This window comes from Cupriavidus sp. GW821-FHT02F09, from assembly GCF_059421605.1.
In genome coordinates, this window is the sequence record NZ_JBWKVH010000039.1 from 47,448 (window position 1) to 73,211 (window position 25,764).

General features: G+C 66.2%; 27 protein-coding genes. 22 read left to right on the forward strand and 5 right to left on the reverse strand.

The annotated features are described in order from the left end of the window. Positions 1-181 precede the first annotated feature (181 nt). From AC07XB_RS30430 to AC07XB_RS30450, 5 genes are all read left to right on the forward strand, one after another. Entirely contained in the window at positions 182-904 is a 723-nt protein-coding gene (locus tag AC07XB_RS30430; protein WP_492375687.1) for a cobalt ABC transporter substrate-binding protein, read from the forward strand. A 13-nt stretch (positions 905-917) separates the two neighbouring features. Continuing rightward, positions 918-1,208, forward strand: coding sequence for a DUF3649 domain-containing protein (locus tag AC07XB_RS30435; RefSeq protein ID WP_492831138.1), 291 nt, complete (start codon positions 918-920; stop codon positions 1,206-1,208). Continuing rightward, the gene (locus AC07XB_RS30440; protein WP_492831137.1) at positions 1,205-2,851 is read left to right on the forward strand and encodes a PepSY-associated TM helix domain-containing protein; all 1,647 of its coding nucleotides are present in this window, start codon (positions 1,205-1,207) and stop codon (positions 2,849-2,851) included. Before AC07XB_RS30435 ends, AC07XB_RS30440 begins: the two co-directional genes overlap by 4 nt. After that, positions 2,848-3,210 carry a DUF3325 domain-containing protein gene (locus tag AC07XB_RS30445; RefSeq protein ID WP_492375684.1) on the forward strand — a complete coding sequence of 121 codons (363 nt, stop codon included), beginning with the start codon at positions 2,848-2,850 and terminating at the stop codon, positions 3,208-3,210. Before AC07XB_RS30440 ends, AC07XB_RS30445 begins: the two co-directional genes overlap by 4 nt. Positions 3,211-3,366: 156 nt before the next feature. After that, the gene (locus AC07XB_RS30450; RefSeq protein ID WP_174424783.1) at positions 3,367-3,780 is read left to right on the forward strand and encodes a PaaI family thioesterase; all 414 of its coding nucleotides are present in this window, start codon (positions 3,367-3,369) and stop codon (positions 3,778-3,780) included. Positions 3,781-3,826: 46 nt separating this feature from the next. Here AC07XB_RS30450 and AC07XB_RS30455 read toward each other — a convergent pair whose 3' ends face one another. Continuing rightward, a complete protein-coding gene (locus AC07XB_RS30455) occupies positions 3,827-5,248 on the reverse strand; it encodes an MFS transporter (protein ID WP_492375683.1) in 1,422 nt (473 codons plus the stop codon). 239 nt (positions 5,249-5,487) lie between these two features. Here AC07XB_RS30455 and AC07XB_RS30460 point away from each other — a divergent pair, with 239 nt between their 5' ends. From AC07XB_RS30460 to AC07XB_RS30500, 9 genes are all read left to right on the forward strand, one after another. After that, entirely contained in the window at positions 5,488-5,652 is a 165-nt protein-coding gene (locus tag AC07XB_RS30460) for a hypothetical protein (RefSeq protein ID WP_253931542.1), read from the forward strand. A gap of 209 nt (positions 5,653-5,861) precedes the next feature. Continuing rightward, complete coding sequence (locus tag AC07XB_RS30465) at positions 5,862-6,521, forward strand: hypothetical protein (RefSeq protein WP_492375682.1); 660 nt, start codon at positions 5,862-5,864, stop codon at positions 6,519-6,521. A gap of 623 nt (positions 6,522-7,144) precedes the next feature. After that, on the forward strand, positions 7,145-8,110 hold the full coding sequence (locus AC07XB_RS30470; RefSeq protein ID WP_492375681.1) for a threo-3-hydroxy-L-aspartate ammonia-lyase: 966 nt from the start codon (positions 7,145-7,147) through the stop codon (positions 8,108-8,110). A 185-nt stretch (positions 8,111-8,295) separates the two neighbouring features. Beyond that, positions 8,296-8,559 carry a hypothetical protein gene (locus AC07XB_RS30475; RefSeq protein ID WP_492375680.1) on the forward strand — a complete coding sequence of 88 codons (264 nt, stop codon included), beginning with the start codon at positions 8,296-8,298 and terminating at the stop codon, positions 8,557-8,559. A gap of 257 nt (positions 8,560-8,816) precedes the next feature. Further along, positions 8,817-9,725, forward strand: a complete 909-nt coding sequence (locus tag AC07XB_RS30480) for an alpha/beta fold hydrolase (protein ID WP_492831135.1) — start codon at positions 8,817-8,819, stop codon at positions 9,723-9,725. A 24-nt stretch (positions 9,726-9,749) separates the two neighbouring features. Then, positions 9,750-11,222, forward strand: a complete 1,473-nt coding sequence (locus AC07XB_RS30485) for an MFS transporter (RefSeq protein ID WP_492831134.1) — start codon at positions 9,750-9,752, stop codon at positions 11,220-11,222. A gap of 189 nt (positions 11,223-11,411) precedes the next feature. After that, a complete protein-coding gene (locus AC07XB_RS30490; RefSeq protein ID WP_492831133.1) occupies positions 11,412-12,488 on the forward strand; it encodes a methyltransferase in 1,077 nt (358 codons plus the stop codon). A 34-nt stretch (positions 12,489-12,522) separates the two neighbouring features. After that, positions 12,523-12,990 carry a ferritin-like domain-containing protein gene (locus AC07XB_RS30495; RefSeq protein WP_492831132.1) on the forward strand — a complete coding sequence of 156 codons (468 nt, stop codon included), beginning with the start codon at positions 12,523-12,525 and terminating at the stop codon, positions 12,988-12,990. 364 nt (positions 12,991-13,354) lie between these two features. Beyond that, entirely contained in the window at positions 13,355-14,242 is an 888-nt protein-coding gene (locus AC07XB_RS30500) for an NAD(P)-dependent oxidoreductase (protein ID WP_492375675.1), read from the forward strand. A gap of 7 nt (positions 14,243-14,249) precedes the next feature. Here AC07XB_RS30500 and AC07XB_RS30505 read toward each other — a convergent pair whose 3' ends face one another. After that, positions 14,250-14,969, reverse strand: a complete 720-nt coding sequence (locus AC07XB_RS30505; protein ID WP_492831131.1) for a Crp/Fnr family transcriptional regulator — start codon at positions 14,967-14,969, stop codon at positions 14,250-14,252. Positions 14,970-15,302: 333 nt separating this feature from the next. Here AC07XB_RS30505 and AC07XB_RS30510 point away from each other — a divergent pair, with 333 nt between their 5' ends. The 6 genes from AC07XB_RS30510 to AC07XB_RS30535 all read left to right on the forward strand — a co-directional run bounded on the left by AC07XB_RS30510 (position 15,303) and on the right by AC07XB_RS30535 (position 21,272). Continuing rightward, positions 15,303-15,578: a hypothetical protein gene (locus AC07XB_RS30510; protein ID WP_492831130.1), complete on the forward strand. Its 276-nt coding sequence runs from the start codon at positions 15,303-15,305 to the stop codon at positions 15,576-15,578. A gap of 258 nt (positions 15,579-15,836) precedes the next feature. Continuing rightward, on the forward strand, positions 15,837-16,355 hold the full coding sequence (locus AC07XB_RS30515; protein ID WP_492375674.1) for a hypothetical protein: 519 nt from the start codon (positions 15,837-15,839) through the stop codon (positions 16,353-16,355). A gap of 62 nt (positions 16,356-16,417) precedes the next feature. Next, entirely contained in the window at positions 16,418-16,669 is a 252-nt protein-coding gene (locus AC07XB_RS30520) for a hypothetical protein (protein WP_492375673.1), read from the forward strand. Positions 16,670-16,752: 83 nt separating this feature from the next. Continuing rightward, a complete protein-coding gene (locus AC07XB_RS30525; protein ID WP_492831129.1) occupies positions 16,753-18,117 on the forward strand; it encodes a TAXI family TRAP transporter solute-binding subunit in 1,365 nt (454 codons plus the stop codon). A 134-nt stretch (positions 18,118-18,251) separates the two neighbouring features. After that, positions 18,252-20,021: a serine hydrolase gene (locus AC07XB_RS30530; RefSeq protein ID WP_492831128.1), complete on the forward strand. Its 1,770-nt coding sequence runs from the start codon at positions 18,252-18,254 to the stop codon at positions 20,019-20,021. A 198-nt stretch (positions 20,022-20,219) separates the two neighbouring features. After that, entirely contained in the window at positions 20,220-21,272 is a 1,053-nt protein-coding gene (locus AC07XB_RS30535; protein ID WP_492375692.1) for a phytoene/squalene synthase family protein, read from the forward strand. Between the two features lie 133 nt (positions 21,273-21,405). Here the strand turns inward: AC07XB_RS30535 and AC07XB_RS30540 are convergent, their stop codons facing one another. The 3 genes from AC07XB_RS30540 to AC07XB_RS30550 form a co-directional block, all read right to left on the reverse strand. Further along, on the reverse strand, positions 21,406-21,927 hold the full coding sequence (locus AC07XB_RS30540; RefSeq protein WP_492375670.1) for a hypothetical protein: 522 nt from the start codon (positions 21,925-21,927) through the stop codon (positions 21,406-21,408). Between the two features lie 175 nt (positions 21,928-22,102). Further along, positions 22,103-22,366: a hypothetical protein gene (locus tag AC07XB_RS30545; protein ID WP_492831127.1), complete on the reverse strand. Its 264-nt coding sequence runs from the start codon at positions 22,364-22,366 to the stop codon at positions 22,103-22,105. Between the two features lie 162 nt (positions 22,367-22,528). Then, complete coding sequence (locus tag AC07XB_RS30550) at positions 22,529-23,230, reverse strand: TetR/AcrR family transcriptional regulator (protein ID WP_492375668.1); 702 nt, start codon at positions 23,228-23,230, stop codon at positions 22,529-22,531. Between the two features lie 313 nt (positions 23,231-23,543). Here AC07XB_RS30550 and AC07XB_RS30555 point away from each other — a divergent pair, with 313 nt between their 5' ends. Then, positions 23,544-25,265 carry an AMP-binding protein gene (locus tag AC07XB_RS30555; protein ID WP_492831126.1) on the forward strand — a complete coding sequence of 574 codons (1,722 nt, stop codon included), beginning with the start codon at positions 23,544-23,546 and terminating at the stop codon, positions 25,263-25,265. A gap of 77 nt (positions 25,266-25,342) precedes the next feature. Continuing rightward, positions 25,343-25,764 (forward strand): acyl-CoA dehydrogenase family protein (locus tag AC07XB_RS30560; protein ID WP_494752812.1); only part of this gene is annotated, 422 nt, incomplete at its 3' end.

Consider the following 25,764-nt stretch of genomic DNA (forward strand, 5'->3'; position numbering starts at 1 on the left):
ATCGGCCAGCCTGCGTCCATGCCCTGCCCCCAACGCTGCGCCATCATGCAAAACCCACACAAATTAAATGAGAACGATTATCATATGCGACTTCACGGTCACGATTTCCTAGCCGTCCCAGCCAACGGCCTGTGCGCAACACGGCACCGCCAGCCTCCCATCTTGAAAGGATGCATAGCCCATGAATCGCCTCATCACCTCGGCCCTGCTTTGCGGCGCCGCACTGAGCGGCACCGCTCAGGCTCACCAGGTCTGGCTTGAGCAAACGCCGGCGGCCGCCCAACTGTATTTTGGCGAATTCAACGAGAACCTGCGCGAAGTTTCGCCGGGACTGCTGGACCGGTTCGTGCAGCCCACCGCCGTGCTGGTAACGGCCAGGGGCGAGCAACCCCTCAAGGCCGACAAGACCACCAACGGCTTCGTGCTCTCGGGGCGCGCAGGCGCGGGCGAGACCATCGTCGCGCAGGACACGGGCTATGCGCTGCTGGAGCGCAAGGACGGCGACAAGGTGATCCGCACCGCCTGGACGCCGGCGGCTCGCTTGCTGGGCGCTGGCTCCACCACCGCTGTAACGCCCAAGCTCACGCTGGACATCGTGCCCACCGGCCGCGCCGGCGAGTACCAGGTGGTCTATGCCGGCCGCCCACTGCCCAAGGCCAAGGTGGGCGTGGCCGTGCAGTCCGGCTGGGGCCGCGAGCTGCGCACCGACGAGCAAGGCATCGTGCGCCTGGCGCAGCCGTGGCAAGGCACCTACGTGCTGGAGGTGCACCACATCGACAAGACCGCCGGCGAGCGCAATGGCAAGCCGTACGACATCGCCAGCTACGTCACCACCCTGTCGCTGACGCAGGGCGATGGCCTGGCCGCGGTACCCGCAGTGCCGGCAGCCGCGCCCAACAAGTAAGGGAGCGCTTGTCATGGGGTTGAGCCAGACCGGCCGCTATCGCCTTGGCGTTGCCTCGCGCGTGGTGGCCGCCATCGGGGGCGGCTATGTGCTCGCGGCCGTGGCCACCGGGCTGCTGGCCGTGGTGGTGCCCATGCCGCCGGACGAGGCGGTGATGACCGCCACGCTGCTGTCATTCTCGCTTTACGCGTGCGCGGTGCTGTGGGTGTTCGCCGCCGTCAGCGCGTGGCGCGCCTGGGCCGGCGTGGTGGTGCCTGCCGCGGTGCTCGGCCTCTTGCTGGCTGCCTTGCGGAGCGCGCCATGAGGGCCGGGCTGCGTCAATCGATGGCCTGGCTGCATAGCTGGTCCGGGCTGCTGGTGTGCTGGGTGCTGCTGCTGGTGTTCTGCGCCGGCACCGCCAGCTACTTCAAGGACGAGATCACGCTGTGGATGAAGCCCGAGCTGCACCGCTCGGCCGCCACGCAAGTCTCCAGCGCCGAGGCCGCCAGCCGTGCGGTAGCGTACCTGCAGCGCAACGCCTCGGACTCTCCCCGCTGGTTCATCGACCTGCCGGATGCGCGCAACCCCGCGGTAAACGTGCTGTGGATGCGCCCACCCGGCGCGCCGGCTTCAGGCGTCGGGGGCGGCCGCGGCCGCTTCGAGAGCCGCACGCTGGATCCCGCCACCGGCGCCTTCCTGCAGACCGTGCGCGACACGCGCGGCGGCGAGTTCCTCTACCGCCTGCACTTCGACCTGTACTTCATGCAGGCGATCTGGGCGCGCTGGATCGTCGGCTTCTGCGCGATGTTCATGCTGGTGGCCATTCTCAGCGGCATCATCACGCACCGGCGCATCTTCCAGGACTTCTTCACCTTCCGACCGCGCAAGGGCCAGCGCTCCTGGCTCGATGCGCACAATGCCACCGCCGTGCTGGCCCTGCCCTTCCACCTGATGATCACCTACACCGGGCTGGTCACACTGATGTTCATGTACATGCCGTGGGGCATCCAGACTGCGTACCAGGGCAACCAGCAGGCTTTCAACAACGAAGCCTTCGGCCGCGCGCCGCAGGGCAAGCCAAGCGGGCAGGCGGCGCCTCTGACGCCGGTCGCCCCGCTGGTGGAACAAGCCATGCGCCATTGGCATGGCGCGCAGCCCAGCCGCGTCGCCATCATGCTGGCGGGCGATGCCAACGCCACCATCACGGTGTCGCGCGGCACCGAAGGCTCGTTGTCCGCCAATGCGCCGTCGATGCGCTTTAACGGCGTCACCGGCGCGCTGGTATTGGCCACGGGCGACGCGCCCGGCGCGGCCAACCAGACGCGTGGCGTGATGGTGGGCCTGCACGAGGCGCATTTCGCCGGGCCCTTGCTGCGCGCGCTGTTCTTCGTGAGCGGACTGGCAGGTTGCGCCATGGTGGCCACCGGCGCGCTGCTGTGGGGCGTAAAGACGCGCCAGGGCCAGGCCAAGGCACTGGCGGCCGGCGCCCGCCCGAGCTTTGGCTTGCGGCTGGTGGACGCGCTCAACCTCGGCGCTATTGCCGGCCTGCCGATCGCGTTTGCTACGTACTTCTGGGCCAACCGCTTGCTGCCCGCGGGCATGCCGCACCGCCCCGACGCGGAGATCCATGCCTTCTTCATCGCCTGGGGGGCGGCAGCCGTGCTGGCGCAGGTGCGGCCGACGCGCACCATGTGGCGCGTGCAGCTGTGGGCCGGCGCGCTGATGCTCGCTGCCATTCCCGTGCTCAACGCCTTCACCACGCAGACCCACCTGGGCGTGACGCTGCTGCAACGCCAGGGGCCTGCTGCCGTGGCCGGGTTCGACCTGACGGTGCTGGCGCTGGGCATTGCGCTGGGCGCGGCAGCGCATATCCTGGGGCGGCGCGCCAAGGCGCGCGTACCCGCGCGGCGCCCGGTGCCAGCCAAAGACATCGGTATGCCATCGAGCGATGCGAAGGGAGCCGCATGAGCGCAAGCCTGGGTTTCTTCACCGCGCTGGCCTTCACCTATAGCGGTTTCACCGCGCTCAGCCAGACGCTGGACCGCCACTATGCCGATCGCCACGGCCGCGGCGCCGCGCCTTCGCCCGCCGAGCGCTTGCGCCTGCAGGGACTAGGCTGGGCCGCGCTGGCCCTTGCCCTGGCGGCTTGCGTGCGGCAGCTAGGCTGGCCGATGGGCAGCGTCTCATGGATCGGCACGCTGACGCTCGGCGCGCTCGTGCTGGTGCTGCTGCTCAGCTACGCGCCGGCCATCGCGGTACGCGCCGCCCGCTGGGCGGGGATGCTGGGCGGATGCGGGCTGCTAATGATGGGCGCAATGCCCGCCTAGCCATCACTGGGGCCTGCGAACAGGATCAGGCGCACGGCAGACACATCTCGCCCGTCCCGTCGGAGAGCGTGACAGCGAAGCCGTCCAGATTGCCGCGGGCCGCTAGCGGCTATCATGACGGCCATTCCAACACACCGGCACAGTCCTTCGCTCGCCATGCCTGACAACACCCCCGCAAGCCAGCCATACGCGCTGGAGAATCCCTTTCTCGAATCGCTGAATCTCACCATCGTCGAGTGGCAGCCGGACCTGGTGCGCATGTCGCTGATGCCGCAGGCTGCGCACCTCAACAACACGGGCGTTGTGCAAGGCGGCATCCTGGCCACGCTGCTGGACGCGGCGGGCGGCTACGCCGGCCTGTTTCCCGAGAATGGCGTGCGCCGCGCCGCCACCACCATCTCGCTGAACGTCAACTATGTCTCGTCCGCACAAGTGGAGCCGCTGCTGGTGGTTGGCCGGCGCGTGGGCGGTGGCCGCCGGGTATTTTTCTCCAACGCCGAGGTCACCGACAGCCAAGGCCGTCTGATCGCCACCGCGCAGGCCGCATTCCGCAGGAAGGATCCGGTCTGAGCAGACTAGACCGCGCCCGTGTTGCCGGCGCGCCATGCAAGGTGGGCTAATCGCGCGACGACAGCGGCGGCGCAATCTCTTCCAGCGGGCGCTTTTCCGCATTGACCGCATAACGCAGGGCAAACAAGCCCGCGACGATCACCAGCGCCGCGCCAATGCCATAGCCAACAGCCACCGCGGCGCGGCTGCCGCTCTCGATCAGCGCGCCGAACAGCAACGGCCCGATAAAGCCTCCGGTGCCCGTCCCCACGGCGTAGAACACCGAAATGGCGAGGGCGCGCGTCTCGATGGGAAAGACCTCGCTCACCGTCAGGTAAGCGGAACTGGCCGCCGCGGAGGCCAGGAAAAACACCGCCGACCAGCACAGCGCCTGGCTGCGCGCGTCAAGCCAGCCCTGCTCGAAGGCCCACCCGGTCATGGCCAGTCCCACGCCGCAGAGCACATAGGTAAGCCCGATCATGCGGCGCCGCCCGATATGGTCGAACAGCGGCCCCAGCAGCAGTGGCCCCAGCACATTGCCCAGCGCAAAGGGGAAGATATACAGCCCCACGCGGTTATCGGGCACGCCGTGAAAGCGCGTGAGCACCAGCGCATAGGTAAAGAAGATCGCGTTATAGAAGAACGCTTGCGAGACCATTAGCGCCAGGGCGACCGCGCTGCGCAGCCGGTAGCGCTTGAACAGCACATGCGCGACCTCGCCAAGCGTAGGCGCCGCGCGCCTGGAAAGCAGGATCGTGCCCGTGGCCGGCGGCAACGCGCCGTACTGGGCCACCACCTGCGCCTCGATGGCGGCGACGATGCGCCCGGCTTGCTCGCCACGCCCGTGCGTCAGCAGCCAGCGCGGGCTCTCCGGCACGTCCCGGCGCACCAGCAAGATGGCTAGCGCCAGCACTGCGCCGAGCAGGAACGCCGCACGCCAGCCCACGGCCGGGCCCAGCACGCGCGGATCCAGCAGCACCAGGCTCAGGCCCGCGCCAAGCGCGGCGCCGAACCAGAAGCTGCCGTTGATGGCCAGGCTGACGCGCCCGCGCACGCGCGCCGGGATCAGTTCGTCGATGGCCGAGTTGATCGCCGCGTACTCGCCCCCGATGCCAAGGCCCGTCAGGAAGCGGCACACCGCGAAGAAGACAAAACCCGTGGAAAAAGCGGTGGCCAATGTCGCCGCCATGTACACCGCCAGCGTCACCAGGAACAAGGCCTTGCGGCCAAGGCGGTCCGCAAGGCGGCCGAACACCAGCGCGCCCAATACCGCGCCAGCTATGTACAGCGACCCTAGCCACCCTACCTGCGCCGCATTGAGGCCCAGGCCATCCGGGCGCTCGAGCACGCCGCCCAGCGATCCCACCAGCGTCACCTCGAGCCCGTCGAGCACCCACGCCACCCCCAGCGCGACTACCACCCTCCAGTGCCAGCGCGACCACGGCAGGCGGTCCAGGCGGGCGGGGATATCGCTCTGAATGAGTGGCATGGCGGGTTCCGTCCCGGTGCGGCGAATGGCAAGCTGGCGCTGCAACCCGCGCCTGAGAGGCGCTTCCGGCATCAGCTCAGCCGTTCACGATGTTTCCGTCATGGATCTGCACGACCTGGCCGCTGAAGTAGCTAGCCAGCTAGCCGCGCTGGAGGCCAGGAACACCTAGCCGCCAGCGCCCAGCACGCCAGGCGCACGAAGCCTACAATGAATCATGGCCACCATAAAAGGGAACCGCCATGATCGCCTATATGCTCTTCCTCGGGGCAGTCGTCCTGCTCTACGCCTTCGTCATTCGCGCAGGCTTTTTCCACAAGTCGGTGCTCTATCCGGAACACGCCCATCCGTTCCATTACTGGTGGGACCGGATCGTCCATCACCAGAAGAAAGAGAAAGCCAGCTAAGGCGCTTGGACCCCGCAAGGCCTGACCAGGCCGCCCAGCCCGCCGATCGGCGGGCTGTTTCATGCCGGTGACTGGCACCGGGCGCCGGACGTGGCCCCGGAACGGAAAATGGAAAACGAGCGCCCCGACAAAGAGGCCCTTGCTGCTCATGACTGCCTGCCCGGGTGCTAAACTGGCCGCCCTTCTTATCCGGCCGTTGCTCCCTATCCATGCGCATTTCCCGCCTCGCTACCCGAGCTGCACTCCTCTCTGTCTGCCTGGCGTCCGCCAGCGCCGGCGTCATCGCCGCCGAGGCCCCGCCCGCGCCCACGCCCGACCAGGTCACCGCCGCCATCCAGCAAGCGGAGGCCGAGCGCCTGAAGCAACTGGAGCAGACTGACCCGGCCGCGGCCGAGCGTGCGCGGTCGCCGTTTGTGGCAGGGATCATGGCTTCCATCAAGGCGCATACGGTCAAGGGCTGCCTGCCCGCCAGCGGCGGCGAGATCGTCTGCATCGTCGGGGTCAAGGCCGGCCGCCGCGACGGCTACCGCGCACTGGCCTTCGGCGGCAATCCGGAGCCGTGGGTACTGGTGCGCCGTGAAGAACCCGCCATCAGTGGCCCGGACGCCGCGCAAGCCACCGCATCGATGCGCGAATTTGCCCGTGGGCAATTGCAGACCCAGACGGATGCGCAGGCAGTCGCGGAACTGACCGCAATGGCCACATCGCTGACGGTCAAGCAGCTCGACGAGTGCAGTCTGAGCCACGAGAGCGGCAACGTGCGCTGCTCCGCCATGATCTCCACCGGCGGCAAGCCCGACCAGCGCGTCACCGGCTTTGCCTTTGCGCTCGAAGCCGGCGGCTGGCGGTTTGTGCCACGCGAGCAGTAAGCAGGCCGCTGCGGCCATCGCGGGCCACTGCCCCGCAGGGAGCGGAGATCACATCTCATAGCTTTTAATGTTGATCCAAGTCAAGTGAGTGATGGAGCACAATCCCCACGCTATTGGGGCAGATGCCCAGCGCCCACGGTGAGACACTGCGTGCGGGCGGGAAAAGCGTCTCGCCCAATGTCACTTCTTCATGCCCTCCATTTACCTGGCGGGCATTTTTTTTGGCCTTGCTGCCGCGATTCATTGAGCCGTGAACCTTGTTCGCTCAATGTTGAACCGCCTGCTTAGGCCGGCAGGCTCGATTCACCCGACTCCTATGGATACAGGACCGGGGGATGTTCCATGTCCTTTGGCCATGAATTTACAAATTATCCAGATATAGATAATATGTACAGATTGATCGCACCTCTGAGTACCCGCAAGCAGCAAGAGCTGCTCGAGCAGGAACAGGAAAGGGAAAGCGGACCACGGTTTGATTGAGACTTTCGCACCAGTTGCAATCTGACCGACATGGCGCCGCAGGCCATGACGATGGCACGCCTGCCCAGCGGCGTGCTATCGATACTCAGGGGCCCCAGAATCCATCGGCCCTGACAGCGCCATCAATCTAACAAGACTTAACGATGATCCTGAATCTTCCAACCTTCGATGACGTGTTAGCGGCCGCGCGCCGGATTGAAGGCTTTGCCCACCGGACTCCCGTGATGCGCTCCCAGACCGCCGACAAGGAACTGGGCGCCGCTTTATTCTTCAAGTGCGAGAACCTCCAGCGCACTGGCGCCTTCAAGTTTCGTGGTGCATTCAATGCGCTGGCGCGCTTCGATGCCGCGCAACGCCGCCGGGGCGCTCTCGCCTTCTCCGGTGGCAACCACGCGCAGGGCATCGCACTGTCGGCGGCATTACTGGGGATACCGTCGACGATCCTCATGCCGCACGATGCGCCGGCTGCCAAGGTGGCGGCGACCAAGGGCTACGGGGGCAAGGTGGTGCTCTATGATCGGTACACCGACGACCGCGAGGCAATCTGCCACAAGCTGGCGGAGGAACAGGGCCTGACGCTGATTGGGTCCTATGACCAGCCGGACGTGATTGCCGGCCAGGGAACCGCCGCCAAGGAATTGTTCGAGGAAACGGGCGAGCTCGATGCCCTGTTCGTCTGCCTGGGCGGCGGCGGCCTGCTCTCCGGCTCCGCACTGTCCGCGCGCGCACTGGCGCCGCGGTGCAAGATCTACGGCGTAGAGCCCGCCACCGGCAACGATGGCCAGCAATCGTTGCGCTCCGGCGCGATCGTGCATATCGATACGCCGAAGACCATCGCCGACGGCGCGCAGGCGCAGCACCTAGGCCGTCACACGTTCGAGATCATTCGCCGTGATGTCGACGATATCCTTACCGCCAGTGACGAGGAGCTGGTCGATGGCATGCGCTTCTTTGCGTCACGCATGAAGCTGGTCGTGGAGCCAACCGGCTGCCTGGGCCTCGCCGCCGCACGCGGCATGAAGGCCGAACTGATGGGCAAGCGCGTGGGCATCATCGTTAGCGGCGGGAACGTGGACATTGACCGTTTCGCGGCGCTTCTTGCAGGCTGAGTTGCGTGATTCGCGCGTGTACACCCGAAACACCGGGCCCTGCGCGAAACGTCCTCGCCGCAATGGCCTATGGCGCTCATCCGCATCATCCCGATGGTGGATCGCCGGGCGTCGGCACGGGCGCTTTTCCGCCGTCAATAGTCCTTCACGATTACCCCAACAAGGGGGGATCGTACCCACGCAAGATGGGTGCACAATCCGGCCTGAAACAGCAACCGCAGGCCTCGAATCCCATGCTAAACGACGCGAAACCACAGATCGATACGGCCCGTCGCGGCGAAACCGTGAAGGAGTTGGGCGCCGGTGCGCTCACGGATATGGGGATCCCTGGCGCTCTGGCCACGGTGCAGCAGATCGCGGAACGCCGGACGCGGGCCCTCGCGGATTTGCTCGAGGAGGCGATTCGGAGCGGGACGCCGCGGGCGCTGCGCAGCCATCGCAGGCGGTAACTTTCTCCCTTCCGCCCGTTCTCCCTTCCGCCCGTTCTCCCTTCCGCCCGTTCTCCCTTTCGCCCATTCTCCCGCTCGCCGGCGTCCAGGACCGGCGCGACTGGCGCACCGGTCATAGCCGGCACCGTGATCCTCCTGGCCCCTGCCGCGGTCGTCATCGGCACCTTGATTACCTGCCGCGTAATTGGCGCGCAGCCCCCCAGCTCCCACACTGAGCTTGCCTGGACTCGCCAGGTAACCGCCACCGGAGCTGTCTCATGCCTGCCGCCGCCATTTCACATTCCGCCCCGTCCCTGCGCCATCCCGGCGCATCAATCCCCGCTCGGCTCCATTCCACACAGCCCGGCCATGTGCTGACCCGTGACGGCGTGTCGCTGTTCGTGCGAGACTGGCACGACGGCAATCCGGCGGCGGACGTGGTGCTGTTCGCGGCCAGTTGGGCGCTGCCATCGGACGTCTGGGGCGGGCAGATGCAGGCGCTGCATGCTGCAGGCGTGCGCTGCATCGCCTACGACCGCCGGGGGCATGGCCGCTCCAGCGATCCCGGGCATGGCTATGACTTCGATACGCTGGCCGACGATCTCGCGGACGTCATCGACGCGCACGGCCTGCGGCGCGTGACGCTGGTCGGCCATTCGATGGCTGCGGGAGAAATCGTGCGCTACCTGTCGCGCCACGGCGCGGGCCGCGTCGCCGGCATCGTGCTGGTGGGCTGCACCACGCCGTGCGTGCCGCGCAGCGAGGACAACCCGGACGGCATCGATCCCGCGCTGCTGGCGCAAGCGGCGGCCGAGCTGGCGGACGACTTTCCGCTCTGGGTGGAGAACAATCTCGCTGCGTTCGGCGGCGGCCTGTGCTCGGCGCCGCGGCTTGCGTGGGTGCGCGCCATGGCCCTGCAGACTTCGCTGCAGGCGCTGCTGGGCTGCAACCACGCCAGCACCCATGCGGATTTCCGCGCGGAACTGCCGGCCATCAAGGTGCCCGCCCTGCTGGTCCACGGCGACAACGATGCCTCCTGCCCGCTTGCGCTGACCGCCGAGCGCACAGCGGCCCTGCTGCCCGACGCCCGCCTCGCCGTCTACGCTGGCGCGCCGCACGGCCTGCCGTTCACGCATGCGCAGCGGCTGGGCGCGGACATCCTGGCGTTCGTGCGCGAACTCGGCTAAGGCCCCTTGCCAAGGACTCCAGCCATGACCTCCTCGAGCCTGAACCGCGCCGAGAGCGCGCCCGTCGCGCACCACGCCGCCGCATCGTCCCCGACCCCCATGGACCACCTGGCCCTGTTGGTGATGCTGAGCGGCACCTTCATGGTGGTGATGGATTTCTTTATCGTGAATGTGGCGCTGCCGGCCATCCAGCACGAATTGCACGCCAGCGCCGGCGCGCTGCAGTTCGTGGTGGCGGGCTATGGCCTGGCCAATGCCACCGGGCTGATCACCGGCGGGCGGCTGGGCGACATGCTCGGGCGGCGCCGCATGTTCATGCTGGGCCTGTTGCTGTTCGCGCTCGCCTCCGCCGCTTGCGGGCTTGCCCCGTCCGCTCCCGTTCTGGTCGCGGCACGCGTGGCGCAGGGCCTGGCGGGCGCGCTGCTCCAGCCGCAGGTGCTGGCCATGCTCTCGCTCACCTACACCGGGCCCGCGCGGGCGCGGGCATTCGCCGCGTACGGTCTCACGCTAGGCCTGGCGGCGCTGCTCGGCCAACTGGTGGGCGGCGCGTTGATCCGGGCCGACCTGGGCGGGCTGGGCTGGCGCACTTGCTTCCTGATCAACGTGCCCGTGGCAATCATTGCGCTGCTGCTGGCGCCACGCGTGTTGCGCGCATCGCCGCCCACCAGCGGCAGCAAGCCCGACGTGCCTGGCATGGCGCTGTTGGCGGCGGCGCTGGGTGCGCTGGTGTGGCCTCTGGTAGAAGGCAGGCAGCAAGGCTGGCCGCCCGCCGCCCTGGTTACGCTGGCCATGGCGCCCGTGTTGCTCGCCGTGTTCGCCTGGCATCAGCGCTGGCTGCATGCGCGCGGCGGGCAGCCGCTGGTGAGCCCGGCGCTGTTCGCCGCGCCAGGCTTTGCGCGCGGCCTGGCCGTGACGGTCGCCTTCTACGCCGGCAATGCCTCGTTCTACTTCGTGCTGGCGCTCTACCTGCAAGACGGCCTTGGCCTGAGCCCGCTGCAAGGCGGCGGCGCGTTCACGATGCTGGCGCTGGGCTTCTTCGCCACCTCACTGGCCGCGCCGCGCATCGCCGCCCGCCTGGGGCGCTCGTCCATCGCCTATGGCGCCATGCTGCTGGCGGCGGGCCACTGGCTGCAACTGGCGAACACGCTGCTGCCATGGCAGGCGCAAGGCACCGGCTTGATGACCGTGATGCTGATCCTGCTAGTGGTAGAGGGCGCGGGCATTGGCATGGTGATGGCGCCGCTGGCCTGCGCCGTGCTGGCGGGAACGGCGCAACACCATGCCGGCGTGGCCGCCGGTGTGCTGGCCACGGTGCAGCAGGTGGGCAACTCAGTTGGCGTGGCGCTGCTCGGGAACCTGTTCTATGCGCGGCTGGAAAGCGCCGGCACGGCGCATGGCTACGGCAGCGCCTTTGCCTGGTGCCTGGGATGCCTGCTCGGCCTTGCGCTGCTTGTCACCCATCTTTGTCGCGGGCGGCGGCTGGCCGCGGCCCTGTAGACCCCGCAAGTCCCGCAGGCCGAAGGGGCATTCGGTGGCATCCCCCGGCAGGATTGGGGGGTGCCAAGGCTGCCGCGCCAGAATCGGCTGGATTTCGCCTCTTCCGGCATCTAGAGTTACCAGCATCCTTCCCTACGCCCCGGCGCCCGGGTATCCGGGTACGTGCCGGCGGCGGCGACGAGGTGACCTATGCAGAACGGAAAAGACGTCGCCCGCGGCCCCACGCCCGCCAGCCCATGGCAGGTGCCGGACCTGACACCGGAGCGGGTGTTGCAGCTCGGGATGGGCTTCTGGGCCTCCAAGACCTTGCTCAGCGCGGTGGAGCTTGGCGTGTTCACGCAACTGGCGAAGGCGCCGCAGCCGGCCGGCCCCCTGGCCGCCGCCCTTGGCCTGCATCCACGCGGCGCGGTGGATTTCCTCGACGCGCTGGTGGCCCTGCACCTGCTCGAGCGCGAAGACGCCGAGGCGCCCAGCCGGTACAGCAACACGCCCGACACGGACCTCTTCCTGGACAAGGCCAAGCCCAGCTATGTAGGCGGCCTGCTGGAGATGGCCAATGCGCGGCTGTACCCCAGTTGGGCGTCGCTGACCGATTCACTGCGCTCCGGCCTGCCGCAGACCCAGGCCGACGAGCATGGCGACCTCTTCGCCGCAATCTATCGGGACGAACAAGGCTTGCGCGGATTCCTGCAAGCCATGACCGGCGTCAGCCTGGCCGCCGCCCAGGCGATGGCGCGCAAATTCCCCTGGGCGCAGTGCCAGACCTTTATCGATATCGGCACGGCGCAGGGCGCCCTGCCGGTACAGATCGCGCTGGCTCACCCGCACCTGCGCGGCGGCGGCTTCGACCTGCCCGCGGTTGGCCCGGTCTTCGAGGAATATGTCGCCTTGCATGGCTTGCAGGATCGGCTGCGTTTTTATCCCGGCGACTTCTTCAACGACCCCTGCCCGCAAGCAGACGTGCTTGTCATGGGGCATATCCTGCACGACTGGGATCTCGAGCAGAAGCTATACCTGCTGGAAAAATGCCACGCCGCGCTGCCCGCCGGCGGCCGCCTGATCGTCTATGACGCCATGATCGACGACGCGCGCAAACAGAACGTGTTTGGCTTGCTGATGAGCCTGAACATGCTGATCGAAACTCCGGGCGGCTTCGATTACACCGGGGCGCAGTGCTGCGCCTGGGCCAGGCAAGTGGGCTTTGCGCAAGCGCGGGTGGAACCGCTCACCGGGCCGGACTCCATGATGATTGCGACCCGCCAATGACGTAGCAGCGCCAACCCATCGGAGAGGACGTGCCATGGCTGAGATGGAAAAAGAAGAAGTGGTCAGCGTGCTGAACCGGATCCTCGAAGCCGAGCTTGCGGGGGTGGTGCGCTATACCCATTACTCGCTGCTTGTGTTCGGCTTCGGCCGCATCCCGATCGTTTCCTGGCTGCGCGAGCAGGCCAACGAATCGCTGCTGCATGCCCAGCAGGCGGGGGAATGGATTACCACGCTGGGCGCGTATCCGTCGCTGGCCATCGGCAAGCTGCTCGACAGCCACACCTTCGATACCGCCGCCATGCTGCGTGAATCGCTGGAAGCGGAAAACGCTGCCCTCAAGCTGTATCGCGAGCTGCTGACGCTGGTGGAGGATCGCTCCGTGGCGCTGGAGGAATTCGCGCGCCAGATGATCCAGATCGAGGAGCTGCATGCCGGCGAGGTCGACAAGATGCTGCGCAAGCCGGGGCAGGCCGCAGCGTTCGCGCCGCCGCCAAAAGCCTGACGCGCCATCCGCGCGGCCGCCGGACCGCGTATCCCCCATGCCGTCGCCATGGCAAACAACACGCCATTCGGCCTGCCCGCGCACTTCCATACCGGCAGCCACGCCCGCTCCTGGCGCGTGACCGATGCGCTGGATTGCGCCATCATCGCCTGAATGCAGGCATCATCTCCACCGCAGTGGCGCCGTTTGCGCCGTTTGCGCCGCGAGAAGACGCCCGGCGTTGGCTCCGAGAGCCCAAAATACGGGATCGAGGATGACCTGGAATCAATTAAATCGGAGCCGGCAGCGCCTGGCGGCAAGCGCGGCCGGGCGCTGCCGGACTCGGATATTCGCACCTGGCAGAAAACACAAGATCGGAGACAACATGAAAACAATCGGCATGATCGGCATCGGCATGATGGGCCATGGCATCGCCACCAACATCGCCAGGCACGGCCACCCGCTGGTGCTGCTCGACCATCCCGGCAACCAGCCGGTGGACGACCTGCTGGCGGCCGGCGCCACCACGGCCGCCACCCCGGCCGAGCTAGCGCGCGCGGTCGATATCGTGATCCTGTGCGTCACGGGCACCCCGGAGGTGGAGGACGTGCTGTTCCGCCCGGACGGTGTGCTTGCCGGCCTGCGCCAGGGCGCCGTGGTGATCGACTGCTCCACCGCCATTCCCTCGTCCACGGAGCGCATTGCCGCAGCGGTGGCCAAGGCCGGCGCACGCTTTCTTGACGCGCCCATGACGCGCACGCCCAAGGAAGCCGAGGAAGGCCGCCTCAACCTGATCGTCGGCGGCGACCGCGCCTTGTTCGAGCAATGCCGGCCACTGCTGTCGTGCTTCGCGGAGAACATCGTGCACGCCGGGCCCGCCGGCTCGGGCCACCGGCTCAAGCTGCTGCACAACTTTGTCTCGCTGGGCTTCTCCGCCGTGCTGGCCGAGGCCGCTGCCTGCGCTGAGCGCTCAGACGTAGACCCGGGCGTGCTGGTGGAAGTGCTGGCCAAGGGCGGCGCAGACGGCGTGATCCTCAACCGCATGCGGCCCTACATCGAGTCGCAGGACAAGTCCGGCTTCCGCTTCTCGATTGCCAACGCGCTCAAGGACATGGGCTACTACACCACGATGGCGCAGGAGCTTGGCGCCGCGCGTGCCACGGCGGAGGCGGTGCGGGATACCTACGAGCGCGCCAGCCACACCGCCCGGCCGCAGCCGACGGTGCCGGAGCTGATTTCGATCCTGGCGGACGAGGCAGGCAAGGCGGCCTGATCCTCGCTCAGATCGCCCGCAGGTTGGGCAGCAGGCGATCGCACTCGCGCTTGACCACGGCATAGCACTCGCACACGCGCTGCTCCAGCCCTGGCCGATCGAGCACTTCGATATGCCCGTGGTGATAGCGAATCAGGCCGGCATTCTGCAGTTTCAGCGCTGCCTCCGTCACGCCGGAACGCCGCACGCCAAGCATGTTGGCGATCAGCTCCTGCGTCATCTTCAATTTGTTGGTTGGCAAGCGGTCCATGCTGAGCAGCAGCCAGCGGCACAGCTGCTGTTCGATGGAGTGATGCCGGTTGCACACGGCCGTCTGCGCCATTTGCGTGATCAGCGCTTGCGTATAGCGCAGCAGCAGCCGCTGCATGGGGCCGGCGCGATTGAATTCCGCCTTCACCGTGGCGCTGTCAAGCCGATAGGCCGTGCCGGCGCTCTGGACGATGGCACGGCTTGGCGTGGTCTCGCCCCCCATGAACAGCGCAATCCCGACCATGCCCTCGTTGCCAACGATGGCGATCTCCGCCGATGCGCCGTTTTCCATCACGTAGAGCAAAGATATGATCGACGTGGTTGGAAAATACACATGATTGAGCCGGTCCCCAGACTCATAGATCACCTGCCCCAGCGGCAAATCCACCAGCACCAGCTGCGGCGCCAGGCGCGCCCATTCTTCTTCCGGCAACACCGCCAACAGATGATTGGCTCTGGCGTATTCCTGTGTCTGCATGGGTAGGCCCCGTAGGTTCAGGACCTGCCTCTTGCCGGCATCTGCCATGGCAAATCAGGGTCAGGACCGCCATCTGAGCCCCAGTGTAAACCAGCCGCATGGCGCGCTTGCCGAAGCCGCCAGACACTGGCGCCATAAAAAGAGAACCCGACTTGCACGCTAGCGTACCGACTTGCCATAGGCCCCCGCCTAAGATGCCCCAGATGTCGATCGGCCAGATGTCATAGGGCTGCAGGCCGCATCACAGTCAAGGCATGCCTCTCCCTCCCCTTGGGGCATACGGTAACTAGTGGCGCTCGACCCACTTGGCAGGGGAAACGTTTTGGAGGGCGCATGCAAGCCCAAGCTAATGGTCACAGTGTGATCGTCTATCCCGACATGGTCGGTGGATGGTACTTCGCGGAAATCGACAGGAAAGCTGTCTACCGCTTCGGGCCATTCGAGTCGCACAAGCTCGTCAGGGAGCTGGTCGTGGTGTTGTTCCCGGAGATTCCAGTGCTTGAGTTGGTAGAACCGTCGCCAGAAATGGATGACAGCGCCCTGATGATCCTGGGCAATGGGGAACGGGTATCACAAGTCACAGAAGAGCGGGGAACTGCCAGGCAGTAGACGCGGCTGCAACCGGGCAGGGGTCGTGCAGCCGACCGGCGATGGCGGCAAACGCAAGCCAACGCTGAACGCTATTCCTTTCATGCCCTCGGCCTTCGGGCCGAGGGCTTTTTTTTGCATGGCGCGCCGCATCGGATTCCGTGTCCGCCATCGTACCGACTTCGCAGCCGATCCATGTCAGTCTCAGCCTGTCGCGGCGCCGCATTGCGGGCCTTCGCCATGTAGCGAGCGCGATGCGATGGATCTCGAGGTGACATCATGCGCAGCGTCCTTTATTTCCGGCTTAGCGGCATCGCCGCCGCGAGAAGCATGCAATCGTCGTTGCAGGCGTTACCTGTTGCCCCTGTCCATATCGGCGGGCCCTGGTTCATCCAGCGCGACGACCAGCCCTTGGAAGGGTTGCCCCGAGCCGCGTCCAAGCAAACAACGTATCGCCAGGAATGGGCGATAGCGGGCACTGTGGCCGGCGCCATATTGGCCATTGCCGCGACGCTGCATCTTGGCACCTCGGCCGGCACCTTTGCCAGCATCCTGGCCTGCGTGGCGAGCGGGGCGCTCGGCGGCTTGTGCGGCGCCTGGCTCGCGGGCCAGCTTGGCGCGCGCATCCTGCGCGGCAAGGTTGCCCGGGAACGCGCGCAGCTCGCGCAAGGCGAAATGCTGCTGGTCGCGAGCTGCGCCGGGGACGCGAAGGATTCCGTCAAACGCATGATCAATGCGCTGGGCGGCGTGAGCGTCGAGGAGCACAGTGACGTCATGCCAGGTTTCCGGTGGGCGTGACGCATTGCGGATGACCGCTGCAGCGCATCACGCCTGCGGCGTGGTATCGATAGGAGCATGTCATGCGAACTCGTCTTATTATTTGCGCTGCTGCGCTCGCGCTCACCCAAACGGGGTGCTTGTGGGTACCCGGCGGCGAAGGCCGCACCGGTGGCGATGGCGGCTATCGCGGTGCAGACCGGCATGACGGCCATCCAGGCAACGAGTGGAACAACGATCATCGCTCCGGCGATCGCGGACAGCCGTACGGCACGGAGCGCAACGGCGACAACCGGGAGCGCGACTATTCGCCAAGAGGCGGTTGGACGCAATGACGTTGCCGGATAGCACGCGCGCAAAAATGCGGCACAGCGCGGGTGCTATCATCCAACGGCCCTAGCCTCCCCCAATCGCGCCGATGCCGCCGGACCCCGCACCAGACAAGCCCACTACCGCCAACGCGCTCCCTGATATCCACCGCCTGCGCGCCCGCTTTGTCGCCATTTCCTGGCGCGACCTGGCCGTATCCTTCGGCCCCGTGCTGGCCCTTGCCCTGGCAGCCATCTGGCTCGCAGTATGGCTGGTGCAGCCGGCGCCGCCGAGCACCATCTCCATCAGCGCGGGCCCCAAGGGCAGTTCCTTCTACAACGCCGCCGAGAAGTACGCAAAGGTCCTCGCACGCAATGGCATCACGTTGAATGTGCTGGCCTCCGAAGGCTCCCGCCAGAACGTGCAGAGGCTGGCCGATCGCAAGCAGGACGTTGACCTGGCGCTGGTCCAGGGTGGCGTCTCCAGCGATGTGGATACCGAAGGGCTGGTCTCGCTGGGCAGCGTGTTCTACGCGCCCATCACGGTGCTGTACCGCGGCAAGGAACAGCACAAATTGTCCGACTTCCACAAGTCGCGCATCGCCATCGGACGCGAAGGCAGCGGTGCCCGCGCGCTGGCGCTGACGCTGCTCAAGGCGAACGGTATCGAGCCGGGCGGCAGTGCCGAGCTCATCGCGTTCGATGGCGACGACGCCGCCCAGGCGCTGGTCGACGGCAAGATCGACGTGGCCATGCTGACCGGCGATTCCGCCACTGGCCCGATCATGCGCAAGCTGTTTCGCATGCCGGGCATCCGCCTGCTGGATTTCGCGCAGGCCAATGCTTATACGCGGCGCTTTCTCTATCTGCAGGAGCTGGTGTTGCCCGCCGGCGTATTCGACCTGGGCAAGAATCTCCCGGCGCATCCCATCCGCCTGATCGGCCCGACGGTGGAACTGGTGGCGCGCGATTCGCTGCATCCCGCGCTGTCCGACCTGCTGATCGAGGCCGCGCGCGAGGTCCACGGCAAGGCCGGCCTGCTGCAAAGCGCCGGGCAGTTTCCCTCGGCCACCGCGCATGAGTTCCCGCTGAGCGACGACGCCACACGCTATTACGCGTCGGGCAAGGGCTTCCTGTACCGCCACCTGCCCTTCTGGCTGGCGAGCCTGCTCTCCCGTGCACTGGTGCTCGTGCCGGTGATCGTGATCCTGATTCCGGCCTTCCGGCTGGTGCCTTCGCTTTACAGGTGGCGGGTCAAGTCCCGTATCTATCGCTGGTACGGCACCCTGATCGACATCGAGCGCGTGGCACTGGTGAACCCCTCCGAGGAAGAAAAAGCCGCCCTGGCCCAGCGCCTCGACCACATCGAAGACGCGGTCAACAAGATGAAGATGCCGCTTGCCTATGCCGACCAGTTCTATGTGCTGCGCGAGCATATCGTCTTTGTGCGGCGCAGGCTGACGGGCGCGCTCTAAGCTGGCGCAAGACATCCTCCGCATCGACACCGTGGTTGCCATAGTGCGATCTGGGCGCTCTACCACACCAAACCACGACACCGAAGCGCAGAAAACGAAATAGAATCGACGCCTGAGACCATTCAAGGATTCTCATGGCGGGAAAGACAAAGCGGTTCGGTGAACTGGCTACCGCGTTGGCGGCGCGACATGCGACAGCTTTCCTTGCGGCATGGCGCAATGCCCTATCCACTGCCTGCGCTGCCTGCGCTGCGCTAGCCGGCGTTTCTTATCTCCCGCCCGCTGCCGCCGCGCCCCTCACCTTCGCATCGCCTCCCGCCGAAATCGCCAAAGCCGTGCTCGACGATGAACCCGGCACCGTGGCCGTGGGCATCTGGCGGAACCAGCAAGGCCGCTTCGCGCTGCAACGCAATCCAGTGGGTAGCGTCGGCGAGGTTGTGGAGGGCGGCAGCGCGGACGCGCAGCCGTTCTTCGAGATCGGCTCCATCAGCAAGGTATTCACCGGCCTGCTGCTCGCGCAGGCCGTGGAGCGCGGCGACCTGTCGCTGGACGACACGCTAGGCAAGCTGCTCGAGGCAAAGGCCACCTTGAAGCCCGAAACCGCCGCCATCACCCTGCGCCAGTTGGTGACGCACAGCGCCTGCCTGCCCCGCGAGCCACAGGACTTTCCCGGCTACGGCACACCAAATCCCTTCTCCCGGCACGACCGCTGGAAAATCTACGCCGGTCTTTCCGGCATGACGCTGGAACATGCGCCACCCTGCGGCGCGGCGTACAGCAACCTAGGCATGGGCCTCCTCGGCCAACTGCTCTCCGACCGTTACGCAAAGCCATGGGATGTGCTGGTGCGCGAGAACATCACCGGGCCGCTGGGCATGCGCGACACGATGCAATACCTCGGCCGGCAGGCCAGCCGCCTGGCCACCGGCTATCAGCACGAGGCGTTCCAGGCACCATGGGATTTCGAGGCGCTGTCAGGCGCCGGCGCGCTGCGCTCGACGGCCCCCGACCTGCTCCTGCTGGCGCGCGCCTTCATGGCTGGCCGGGCCGGCCCGCTTGGCCCGGCGGCAGAACGGGCGCTCACCCCCCTGGGCCACTTCCGTGGAGAAGAGATCGGCTACGCCATCCTGATCCGCGGGCCGGCCGGGCATCGAACGTATCACCACGACGGGCTTACCGGGGGCTACCGGACACTGCTGGCGTTTGCGCCGGATACGCAGGAAGCCGTGGCGATACTGGCCAGTAACTCGCACGCCAACCCGGTTAAGGTTCTGACAGGCATTGCGGCTAGCCGCTACCCGATCGCCCCGGCTACCCAAATGGCTCCGGCAGCTGCGGATTTGGCCGAGTATGGCGGCATCTACCAGGCAGACAAGGACACCCGCTTCACCTTCGTGCCGCAGGACGGCAAGCTCTATCGCCGCTCGACGGGCACAGGGTTTCGCGCGCTCTCGCCCGGCGGGCCAGACACCTTTGTCGACGCCGATGCCGGCACGCGGTACGTGTTCAGGCGCGAGGCCGGCGAGATCGTTCGGGTCGACTACTACCTGGGTGATGGCGGCTTTGGCGGCTTTAGCGGCTCTGCGGGGCTACGCACGAAGGAAGCCGCGCCGCCGGTTGCCGTCGTGCCGCTCGACAGGCAACTGGACTACGCCGGCCGCTACCGCGCCCGCCGCATCATTCGCACAGATCTGGACCTTGATGTTCGCGCGGAGAACGGGCAACTTGGCGTGCGCGCCGGAAACTGGTTTCGCCGCCCTGTGTTCCCCGTCGCCGACAAGCCGGATCGGTTCGCCTACGAAAACGGCAGCAGCCAGCTCCAGTTCGAGCGCGATGCGACCGGGCGCGTCGCAGGCGTCGTCCTGTATGAGAATGGCGCGATTCGGCTGCGCCGGGTGCCTTGAGGCTGGCACGGCTGCATGGCGGCCATCACTTGCGTTGCGGCCTCTGCTGCCCAACCAGCTTGTCATGGTCTTTGCAAGCGCCTCGGCCAGCGCTGGTTGGTTCAGTCTCGCAAGGCAGCGCCCGGGCAGGCGATCATGGTGCCGGATGAGGATACAATCCGGCAGCGCCGACTTGTCCATCACGACCCGACCCCATCCATGCCTAACCCTACCCGGGCCTTCCTTCTTGGCCCGCTGCTCAAAGGCGTTTCACGCTCTTTCTATCTCACCCTGCGGGTGCTGCCTGCAGGGATGCGCGATCCGATCGGCCTGGCTTATCTGCTGGCGCGCGCCGCCGACACCATCGCGGACACCTCGCTGATTCCACCGCAGCAACGGCTGGAACTGCTGCTGTCGCTGCGTGATCAGGTCAACGGCGCCACGGACGATGGCACGCTCATGCGGCGGCTGGCGGCAGAGGTCGCCGGGCAACAAGCGCTATCGGACGAGAAGGTTCTGCTCGAATCGCTCGGCCCGGCGCTGACGGCGCTGTCCCAGCTGAGCGCGGCCGATCGGACGGCGGTTCGCGAGATCGTGTCGACCCTGGCTTCCGGCATGGAGTTTGATCTGCGGACCTTCCCCGACGAAAGGTCCGGGCAGATCGGCGTGCTGCGCGAATGGGAAGAGCTGGACCGGTACACCTACCTGGTCGCGGGATGCGTGGGGGAATTCTGGACCAAGATGACCTACGCCCATATGCCCGGGACGCTCAAGGGAGAATCCGAGGCGATGCTGCTGCGAGGCGTGCGCTTTGGCAAGGCGCTTCAGATGACCAATGTGCTGCGGGACTGCGCCAAGGACCTGCGGATCGGGCGTTGCTACCTGCCGGGGGCGATGCTGGACCAGTATGGACTGACGCCGCAAGATTTGCTGTTGCCAGGCAATTCGGCGCGTGCGAAACCACTTCTGCTCGCGCTGATCCGCACGACGCTGGGTCATTTCCGTGAGGCGGTGGATTACACGTTTGCTATTCCGGCGTTCTCTGTTCGATTGCGCCTGGCGTGTTTGTGGCCAGTGCTTATCGGGCTGGAGACGCTGCTGCTGCTTGCAAGCAATGACGATTGGCTGGATCCGGCGAAGGTGCCCAAGATACGGCGGAGCGAGGTGTATCGGATTGTGGGATATTCGGCGTTGATGGCACCGTCCAATGGCTTGCTGCGGATCTGGGTTGAGCGGTTGATTGGAGGGATCGAGGCGCGGCTGGAACGTTAATGGCGAAGGAAGCCTTCCGCATCTGCGGGGCGAACCCCTAGGCCATTGCGCGCCTTTGCCCCCACCGCGCGACGGGCCATGGACGCGACTCGCGCCTGAGCCACGCACCGCACAGCGTTTTTTAAGGCCGCAATCACTTGCTGCTGGAGTGGTCGTCGCCCCCAAGCGGATCGACAATGATCATGGTGCGGTCCAGCACCCCGCGATCGTCAAAGTAAGCGCTGAAGTGGGCCGGCTGGTAAGCGCCGATGTAGAGCCGGTACGACCATGCCTCACGCTTCATCAGCGGGTAGTACTGGACCGGCTCGCGCGGCAGGCCGAAGCGTTGGGCCACGTCCTGCTTGGTCCAGGTACCCGGGCGCGCCTCATAGATCTCCTTCTCGGTCAGCATCTGGCGGAAACTGGTGAGGTTTCCGCTGGCGTCGAAATCCGCCGCGTAGACTTCGAACCCGAGCGGCTGCTTCGAGTAGATCCAGCGGCTGGTGCCGCCGGCGAGCTGGTAGGTCTCCGTGGGCTTGCCGAAGGTGTCGCGCACGGCGCTCTCCGGGCCACCGATCATTTTTTGCGCGGTCTCGACCGGCTGCAGGAACGCGCAGGCACACAGCGCGAGCGCAGCGGCGGTAGCCCCCATCCATCTGGCGAAGCGATATTGCATGACCATTCTCCATCGTTGGCGCGGGTGGTGTTCTCGGGCCAGGAACCCTTCCAGCATAGTGCAAGCGTGCGCGCACGCCGCGCACCCGGCCCTTACGGTAAACGCTTCGGGCAGCGGGATTATTCCACTGGTTTCCACTAACCCGGCCGACAGTGGGACAGTGGCAAAGTTGGCCTCAACAAACGTACCCCTCGATATAGCAGAACGCCGCCGTGCCGCTCCCGTACTCGGTGTCGCGCAGCGTGAATGCACCGGACAGGCAGATGAACGCGGTCATGCAGGCCAGGAGAACAAGCAGGCAAATTGCCAGAATGGACAGCTTTTGCATGGCAAACCCTTCCCTCAGAGAAGCAGCGGACGCCGACACGATGAGCCGACGCATGGGGAAAACCGGGGAGCCAGTCGCAAAGGCGGCGCTGATGCACCCGTTGTTCACCATTACGCATTTCCCATGCCCGTGCCAGCACGGCGGAAAAGCGCCCGATTGTGCTTCGGAAGGAAGCCGCGCCGCTAGCGCTGTTGGGCTGTGCCACACACCGGGGTTGGCGCTGCCCGAACTATTACCGGAGCGCTCTACTTCGCGTTCCCCACTTCGCGCGCCCTATTCCGCGCGCCCGTCCACTCGCCGCAACGCCGCCCCCACATCCCCATAAAACTCCCGCAGCGCCGCCACCTCCAAGTCCGGCGGCAGTAGTGCTGGCCAGAGCAGCGCCACGATATCCTTGGCGGTCCGCTCGATATCCACCGGCCGCTGCCTGGCGATTGCGTCCCAGAGAATGTGCTCCATCGGCCCGAAGATCGCCGAGCGCAGCAAGCTCAACGGCAGGTCGGCCCGGATCTCCCCACTCTCCCGCGCGCGCGCCAGCATATCCATCAGCGGCGCGGTGTAGCGCCGTTGCAGCGGCACGAACACCTCGCCCAGCCCCGGCCCCCTGGCGCGGCCTTCGGAGAGCACTAGCGCGCATAGCCCGGTGCCCTGGATCAGGAACAGCCGAAGATGCGTGCGCACGAAGAACTCGAGCTGCGCCTTGGTGCTCTGGCCGCGCGGCATGCCTTCTTCCACCGCAGCGATGATCTCGTCGTACCAGTCCTCGATCACCCGCACGCAAAGCTCGCGCTTGCCGTGGAAATAGGTGAACACCGTGGCTTCGGAGATGCCCAGACGCTGGGCGATCTCGGTGGTGGTGGTGCGCTCGTAGCCCATCTCGGCAAAGACTTCGCGGGCCACGCGCAGGATGTCGCGGATGCGTTGCTCCGCCTTGGCGCTCGCGGGGACGCGGCGCCGCACCATGATGTCGTCCATCGACGTGTTACCTCGCTTGCCGGAAGCCGGCGATTATAGTGCGGCGCAACATAAAACAGATGCCCGGGCACGCCTTGGGGCGCAACTCGCCCCCGTCACGGGATTGTAATTGATCTTTACTCAACTCACGGTTGCAATTTTTCGGGTCTGCGTGTACTTTTCCAGTCAACGCCACTGCCCCGATGCTACGTAGGATGGGACAAGGGCCAGAATATATGCGCACTCCCCGACTTGAGCCACACTCAACAAAGTTGAATAACCCTCAAGAAACCGGGATACGGACAATATTGCGACAGCGCTTTGGAGACGAGTTATGACGATGCAGGGTGCGGCTAGCCCAACGATCTTGCCCATTGGCGGGCTCTCCCACGTCAGGGGCAGTACCGACATTCCCTTGTCCGAGCTGACGGTGCCGGCGCTGCTAGCCGAAACCGTAGCGCGTTTCCCGGATCGCGAGGCGGTGGTGTTTCGCGAGCAGGGCATCCGCTGGAGCTGGCGGGAATTTGCACAGGTGGTGGACGCCATGGCCGGGGGCTTGCGCCTGCTGGGCCTGGAGCGCGGGGACCGCATCGGCATCTGGTCGCCGAACCGGGTGGAGTGGCTGGTGACGCAGTTCGCCACCGCACGCCTTGGGCTGGTGCTGGTGAACATCAATCCGGCTTACCGCCTGGCGGAGCTGGAATATGCGCTGAACAAGGTGGGCTGCAAGGCGATCGTGGCGGCGGAGTCGTTCAAGACGTCGCGCTACCTGGAAATGCTGCAGACGCTGGCGCCGGAGTTGCAAAGCTGCGAGCCGGGCGCGCTGCAGGCAGCGCGCCTTCCCGCGCTGCGCTGGGTGATCCGCATGGGCGGCGAGCGCACGCCGGGCATGCAGAACTACGACGCGCTGCTCGCGCATGGCACGCATGCCCTGACCGGGGAGTTGGACGCGATTTCCGCTCAGCTCGATCGCTACGACCCAATCAATATCCAGTTCACCAGCGGCACCACCGGCGCGCCCAAGGGCGCCACGCTGACGCACCGGAACGTCGTCAATAACGCGCGCTTCATCGCCATGGCGATGCGCTTCTCCGAACAGGACAAGCTGTGCATCCCGGTGCCGTTCTATCACTGCTTCGGCATGGTGCTGGCCGTGCTGGCCTGCGTATCCACCGGCGCCTGCATGGTGTTCCCCGGCGAGGCGTTCGAGCCGGCGGCAACCATGGCGGCGGTCAGCGAGGAGCGCTGCACGGCCTTGCACGGCGTGCCGACCATGTTTATCGCCCAGCTGGATCATCCGGATTTTGCCAAGTACGACTTCTCCACGCTGCGCACCGGGATCATGGCGGGCTCGCCCTGCCCCATCGAGACGATGAAACGTGTGATCTCGCAGATGCACATGGCGGAAGTGACGATCGCCTATGGCATGACCGAGACCAGCCCGGTTTCCTTCCAGAGTTCCACCACCGATCCGCTCGACAAGCGCGTGACCACCGTGGGGCTGATCCAGCCGCATCTTGAGGTCAAGCTGGTGGACGGCACCGGCGAGATCGTGCCCGTTGGCGAAAAGGGCGAGCTGTGCACGCGCGGCTACTCGGTGATGCAAGGCTATTGGGACGACGAGCCTCGCACCCGCGAAGCGATCCGCGATGGCTGGATGCACACGGGCGACCTCGCCACCATCGACGCCGAGGGTTACTGCAACATCGTTGGCCGCGTGAAGGACATGCTGATCCGCGGCGGCGAGAACGTCTACCCCCGCGAAATCGAGGAATTCCTGTTCCGCCACCCGAAGGTGCAGGCAGTGCAGGTGTTTGGCGTGCCCGACCCCAAGTACGGCGAGGAAGTCTGCGCGTGGATCGTGCTCAAGCCGGGCGATACGGCCACCGAGGACGATATCCGTGCCTTCTGCCGCGACCAGATCGCGCACTACAAGATTCCGCGCTACATCCGCTTTGTCGACGAAATGCCCATGACCATTACCGGCAAGGTGCAGAAGTTCGTGATGCGCGAGCGCATGACGCTGGAGCTCGGGCTTGGCGACAAGACCACGTGACGACCCAACCGAATCCCATCTGACATCGGGCCGCCGTCTGCCGCGGCCGTATTCCACTAGATAACGAGCACTCAACCATGAACGAACTCCCCGGCCTCAATTTCCACCTTGGCGAAGATATCGACATGTTGCGCGAAACCGTGCGCAACTGGGCGCAGGCCGAACTGGCGCCGCGCGCGGCCGAGATCGACCGTACCGACCAGTTCCCGATGGACGCCTGGAAGAAGATGGGCGACCTCGGCGTGCTCGGCATCACGGTGGCGGAGGAATACGGCGGCGCCAATATGGGCTACCTGGCCCACATGATCGCCATGGAAGAAATCAGCCGCGCCTCGGCATCGGTCGGCTTGTCGTACGGCGCGCACTCCAACCTGTGCGTCAACCAGATCCACCGCAACGGCACCGCCGCGCAAAAGGCCAGATACCTGCCCAAGCTGGTCTGCGGCGACTGGATCGGCGCGCTGGCCATGAGCGAGCCCAACGCCGGCTCCGACGTGGT

What these genes read in the sequence shown, in the direction of transcription:
- AC07XB_RS30430 (WP_492375687.1), top strand. Translation starts at nt 182, where the DNA reads ATGAATCGCCTCATCACCTCGGCCCTGCTTTGCGGCGCCGCACTGAGC.
- AC07XB_RS30435 (WP_492831138.1), top strand. Translation starts at nt 918, where the DNA reads ATGGGGTTGAGCCAGACCGGCCGCTATCGCCTTGGCGTTGCCTCGCGC.
- AC07XB_RS30440 (WP_492831137.1), top strand. Translation starts at nt 1,205, where the DNA reads ATGAGGGCCGGGCTGCGTCAATCGATGGCCTGGCTGCATAGCTGGTCC.
- AC07XB_RS30445 (WP_492375684.1), top strand. Translation starts at nt 2,848, where the DNA reads ATGAGCGCAAGCCTGGGTTTCTTCACCGCGCTGGCCTTCACCTATAGC.
- AC07XB_RS30450 (WP_174424783.1), top strand. Translation starts at nt 3,367, where the DNA reads ATGCCTGACAACACCCCCGCAAGCCAGCCATACGCGCTGGAGAATCCC.
- AC07XB_RS30455 (WP_492375683.1), bottom strand. Translation starts at nt 5,248, where the DNA reads ATGCCACTCATTCAGAGCGATATCCCCGCCCGCCTGGACCGCCTGCCG.
- AC07XB_RS30460 (WP_253931542.1), top strand. Translation starts at nt 5,488, where the DNA reads ATGATCGCCTATATGCTCTTCCTCGGGGCAGTCGTCCTGCTCTACGCC.
- AC07XB_RS30465 (WP_492375682.1), top strand. Translation starts at nt 5,862, where the DNA reads ATGCGCATTTCCCGCCTCGCTACCCGAGCTGCACTCCTCTCTGTCTGC.
- AC07XB_RS30470 (WP_492375681.1), top strand. Translation starts at nt 7,145, where the DNA reads ATGATCCTGAATCTTCCAACCTTCGATGACGTGTTAGCGGCCGCGCGC.
- AC07XB_RS30475 (WP_492375680.1), top strand. Translation starts at nt 8,296, where the DNA reads ATGGGTGCACAATCCGGCCTGAAACAGCAACCGCAGGCCTCGAATCCC.
- AC07XB_RS30480 (WP_492831135.1), top strand. Translation starts at nt 8,817, where the DNA reads ATGCCTGCCGCCGCCATTTCACATTCCGCCCCGTCCCTGCGCCATCCC.
- AC07XB_RS30485 (WP_492831134.1), top strand. Translation starts at nt 9,750, where the DNA reads ATGACCTCCTCGAGCCTGAACCGCGCCGAGAGCGCGCCCGTCGCGCAC.
- AC07XB_RS30490 (WP_492831133.1), top strand. Translation starts at nt 11,412, where the DNA reads ATGCAGAACGGAAAAGACGTCGCCCGCGGCCCCACGCCCGCCAGCCCA.
- AC07XB_RS30495 (WP_492831132.1), top strand. Translation starts at nt 12,523, where the DNA reads ATGGCTGAGATGGAAAAAGAAGAAGTGGTCAGCGTGCTGAACCGGATC.
- AC07XB_RS30500 (WP_492375675.1), top strand. Translation starts at nt 13,355, where the DNA reads ATGAAAACAATCGGCATGATCGGCATCGGCATGATGGGCCATGGCATC.
- AC07XB_RS30505 (WP_492831131.1), bottom strand. Translation starts at nt 14,969, where the DNA reads ATGCAGACACAGGAATACGCCAGAGCCAATCATCTGTTGGCGGTGTTG.
- AC07XB_RS30510 (WP_492831130.1), top strand. Translation starts at nt 15,303, where the DNA reads ATGCAAGCCCAAGCTAATGGTCACAGTGTGATCGTCTATCCCGACATG.
- AC07XB_RS30515 (WP_492375674.1), top strand. Translation starts at nt 15,837, where the DNA reads ATGCGCAGCGTCCTTTATTTCCGGCTTAGCGGCATCGCCGCCGCGAGA.
- AC07XB_RS30520 (WP_492375673.1), top strand. Translation starts at nt 16,418, where the DNA reads ATGCGAACTCGTCTTATTATTTGCGCTGCTGCGCTCGCGCTCACCCAA.
- AC07XB_RS30525 (WP_492831129.1), top strand. Translation starts at nt 16,753, where the DNA reads ATGCCGCCGGACCCCGCACCAGACAAGCCCACTACCGCCAACGCGCTC.
- AC07XB_RS30530 (WP_492831128.1), top strand. Translation starts at nt 18,252, where the DNA reads ATGGCGGGAAAGACAAAGCGGTTCGGTGAACTGGCTACCGCGTTGGCG.
- AC07XB_RS30535 (WP_492375692.1), top strand. Translation starts at nt 20,220, where the DNA reads ATGCCTAACCCTACCCGGGCCTTCCTTCTTGGCCCGCTGCTCAAAGGC.
- AC07XB_RS30540 (WP_492375670.1), bottom strand. Translation starts at nt 21,927, where the DNA reads ATGCAATATCGCTTCGCCAGATGGATGGGGGCTACCGCCGCTGCGCTC.
- AC07XB_RS30545 (WP_492831127.1), bottom strand. Translation starts at nt 22,366, where the DNA reads ATGGTGAACAACGGGTGCATCAGCGCCGCCTTTGCGACTGGCTCCCCG.
- AC07XB_RS30550 (WP_492375668.1), bottom strand. Translation starts at nt 23,230, where the DNA reads ATGGACGACATCATGGTGCGGCGCCGCGTCCCCGCGAGCGCCAAGGCG.
- AC07XB_RS30555 (WP_492831126.1), top strand. Translation starts at nt 23,544, where the DNA reads ATGACGATGCAGGGTGCGGCTAGCCCAACGATCTTGCCCATTGGCGGG.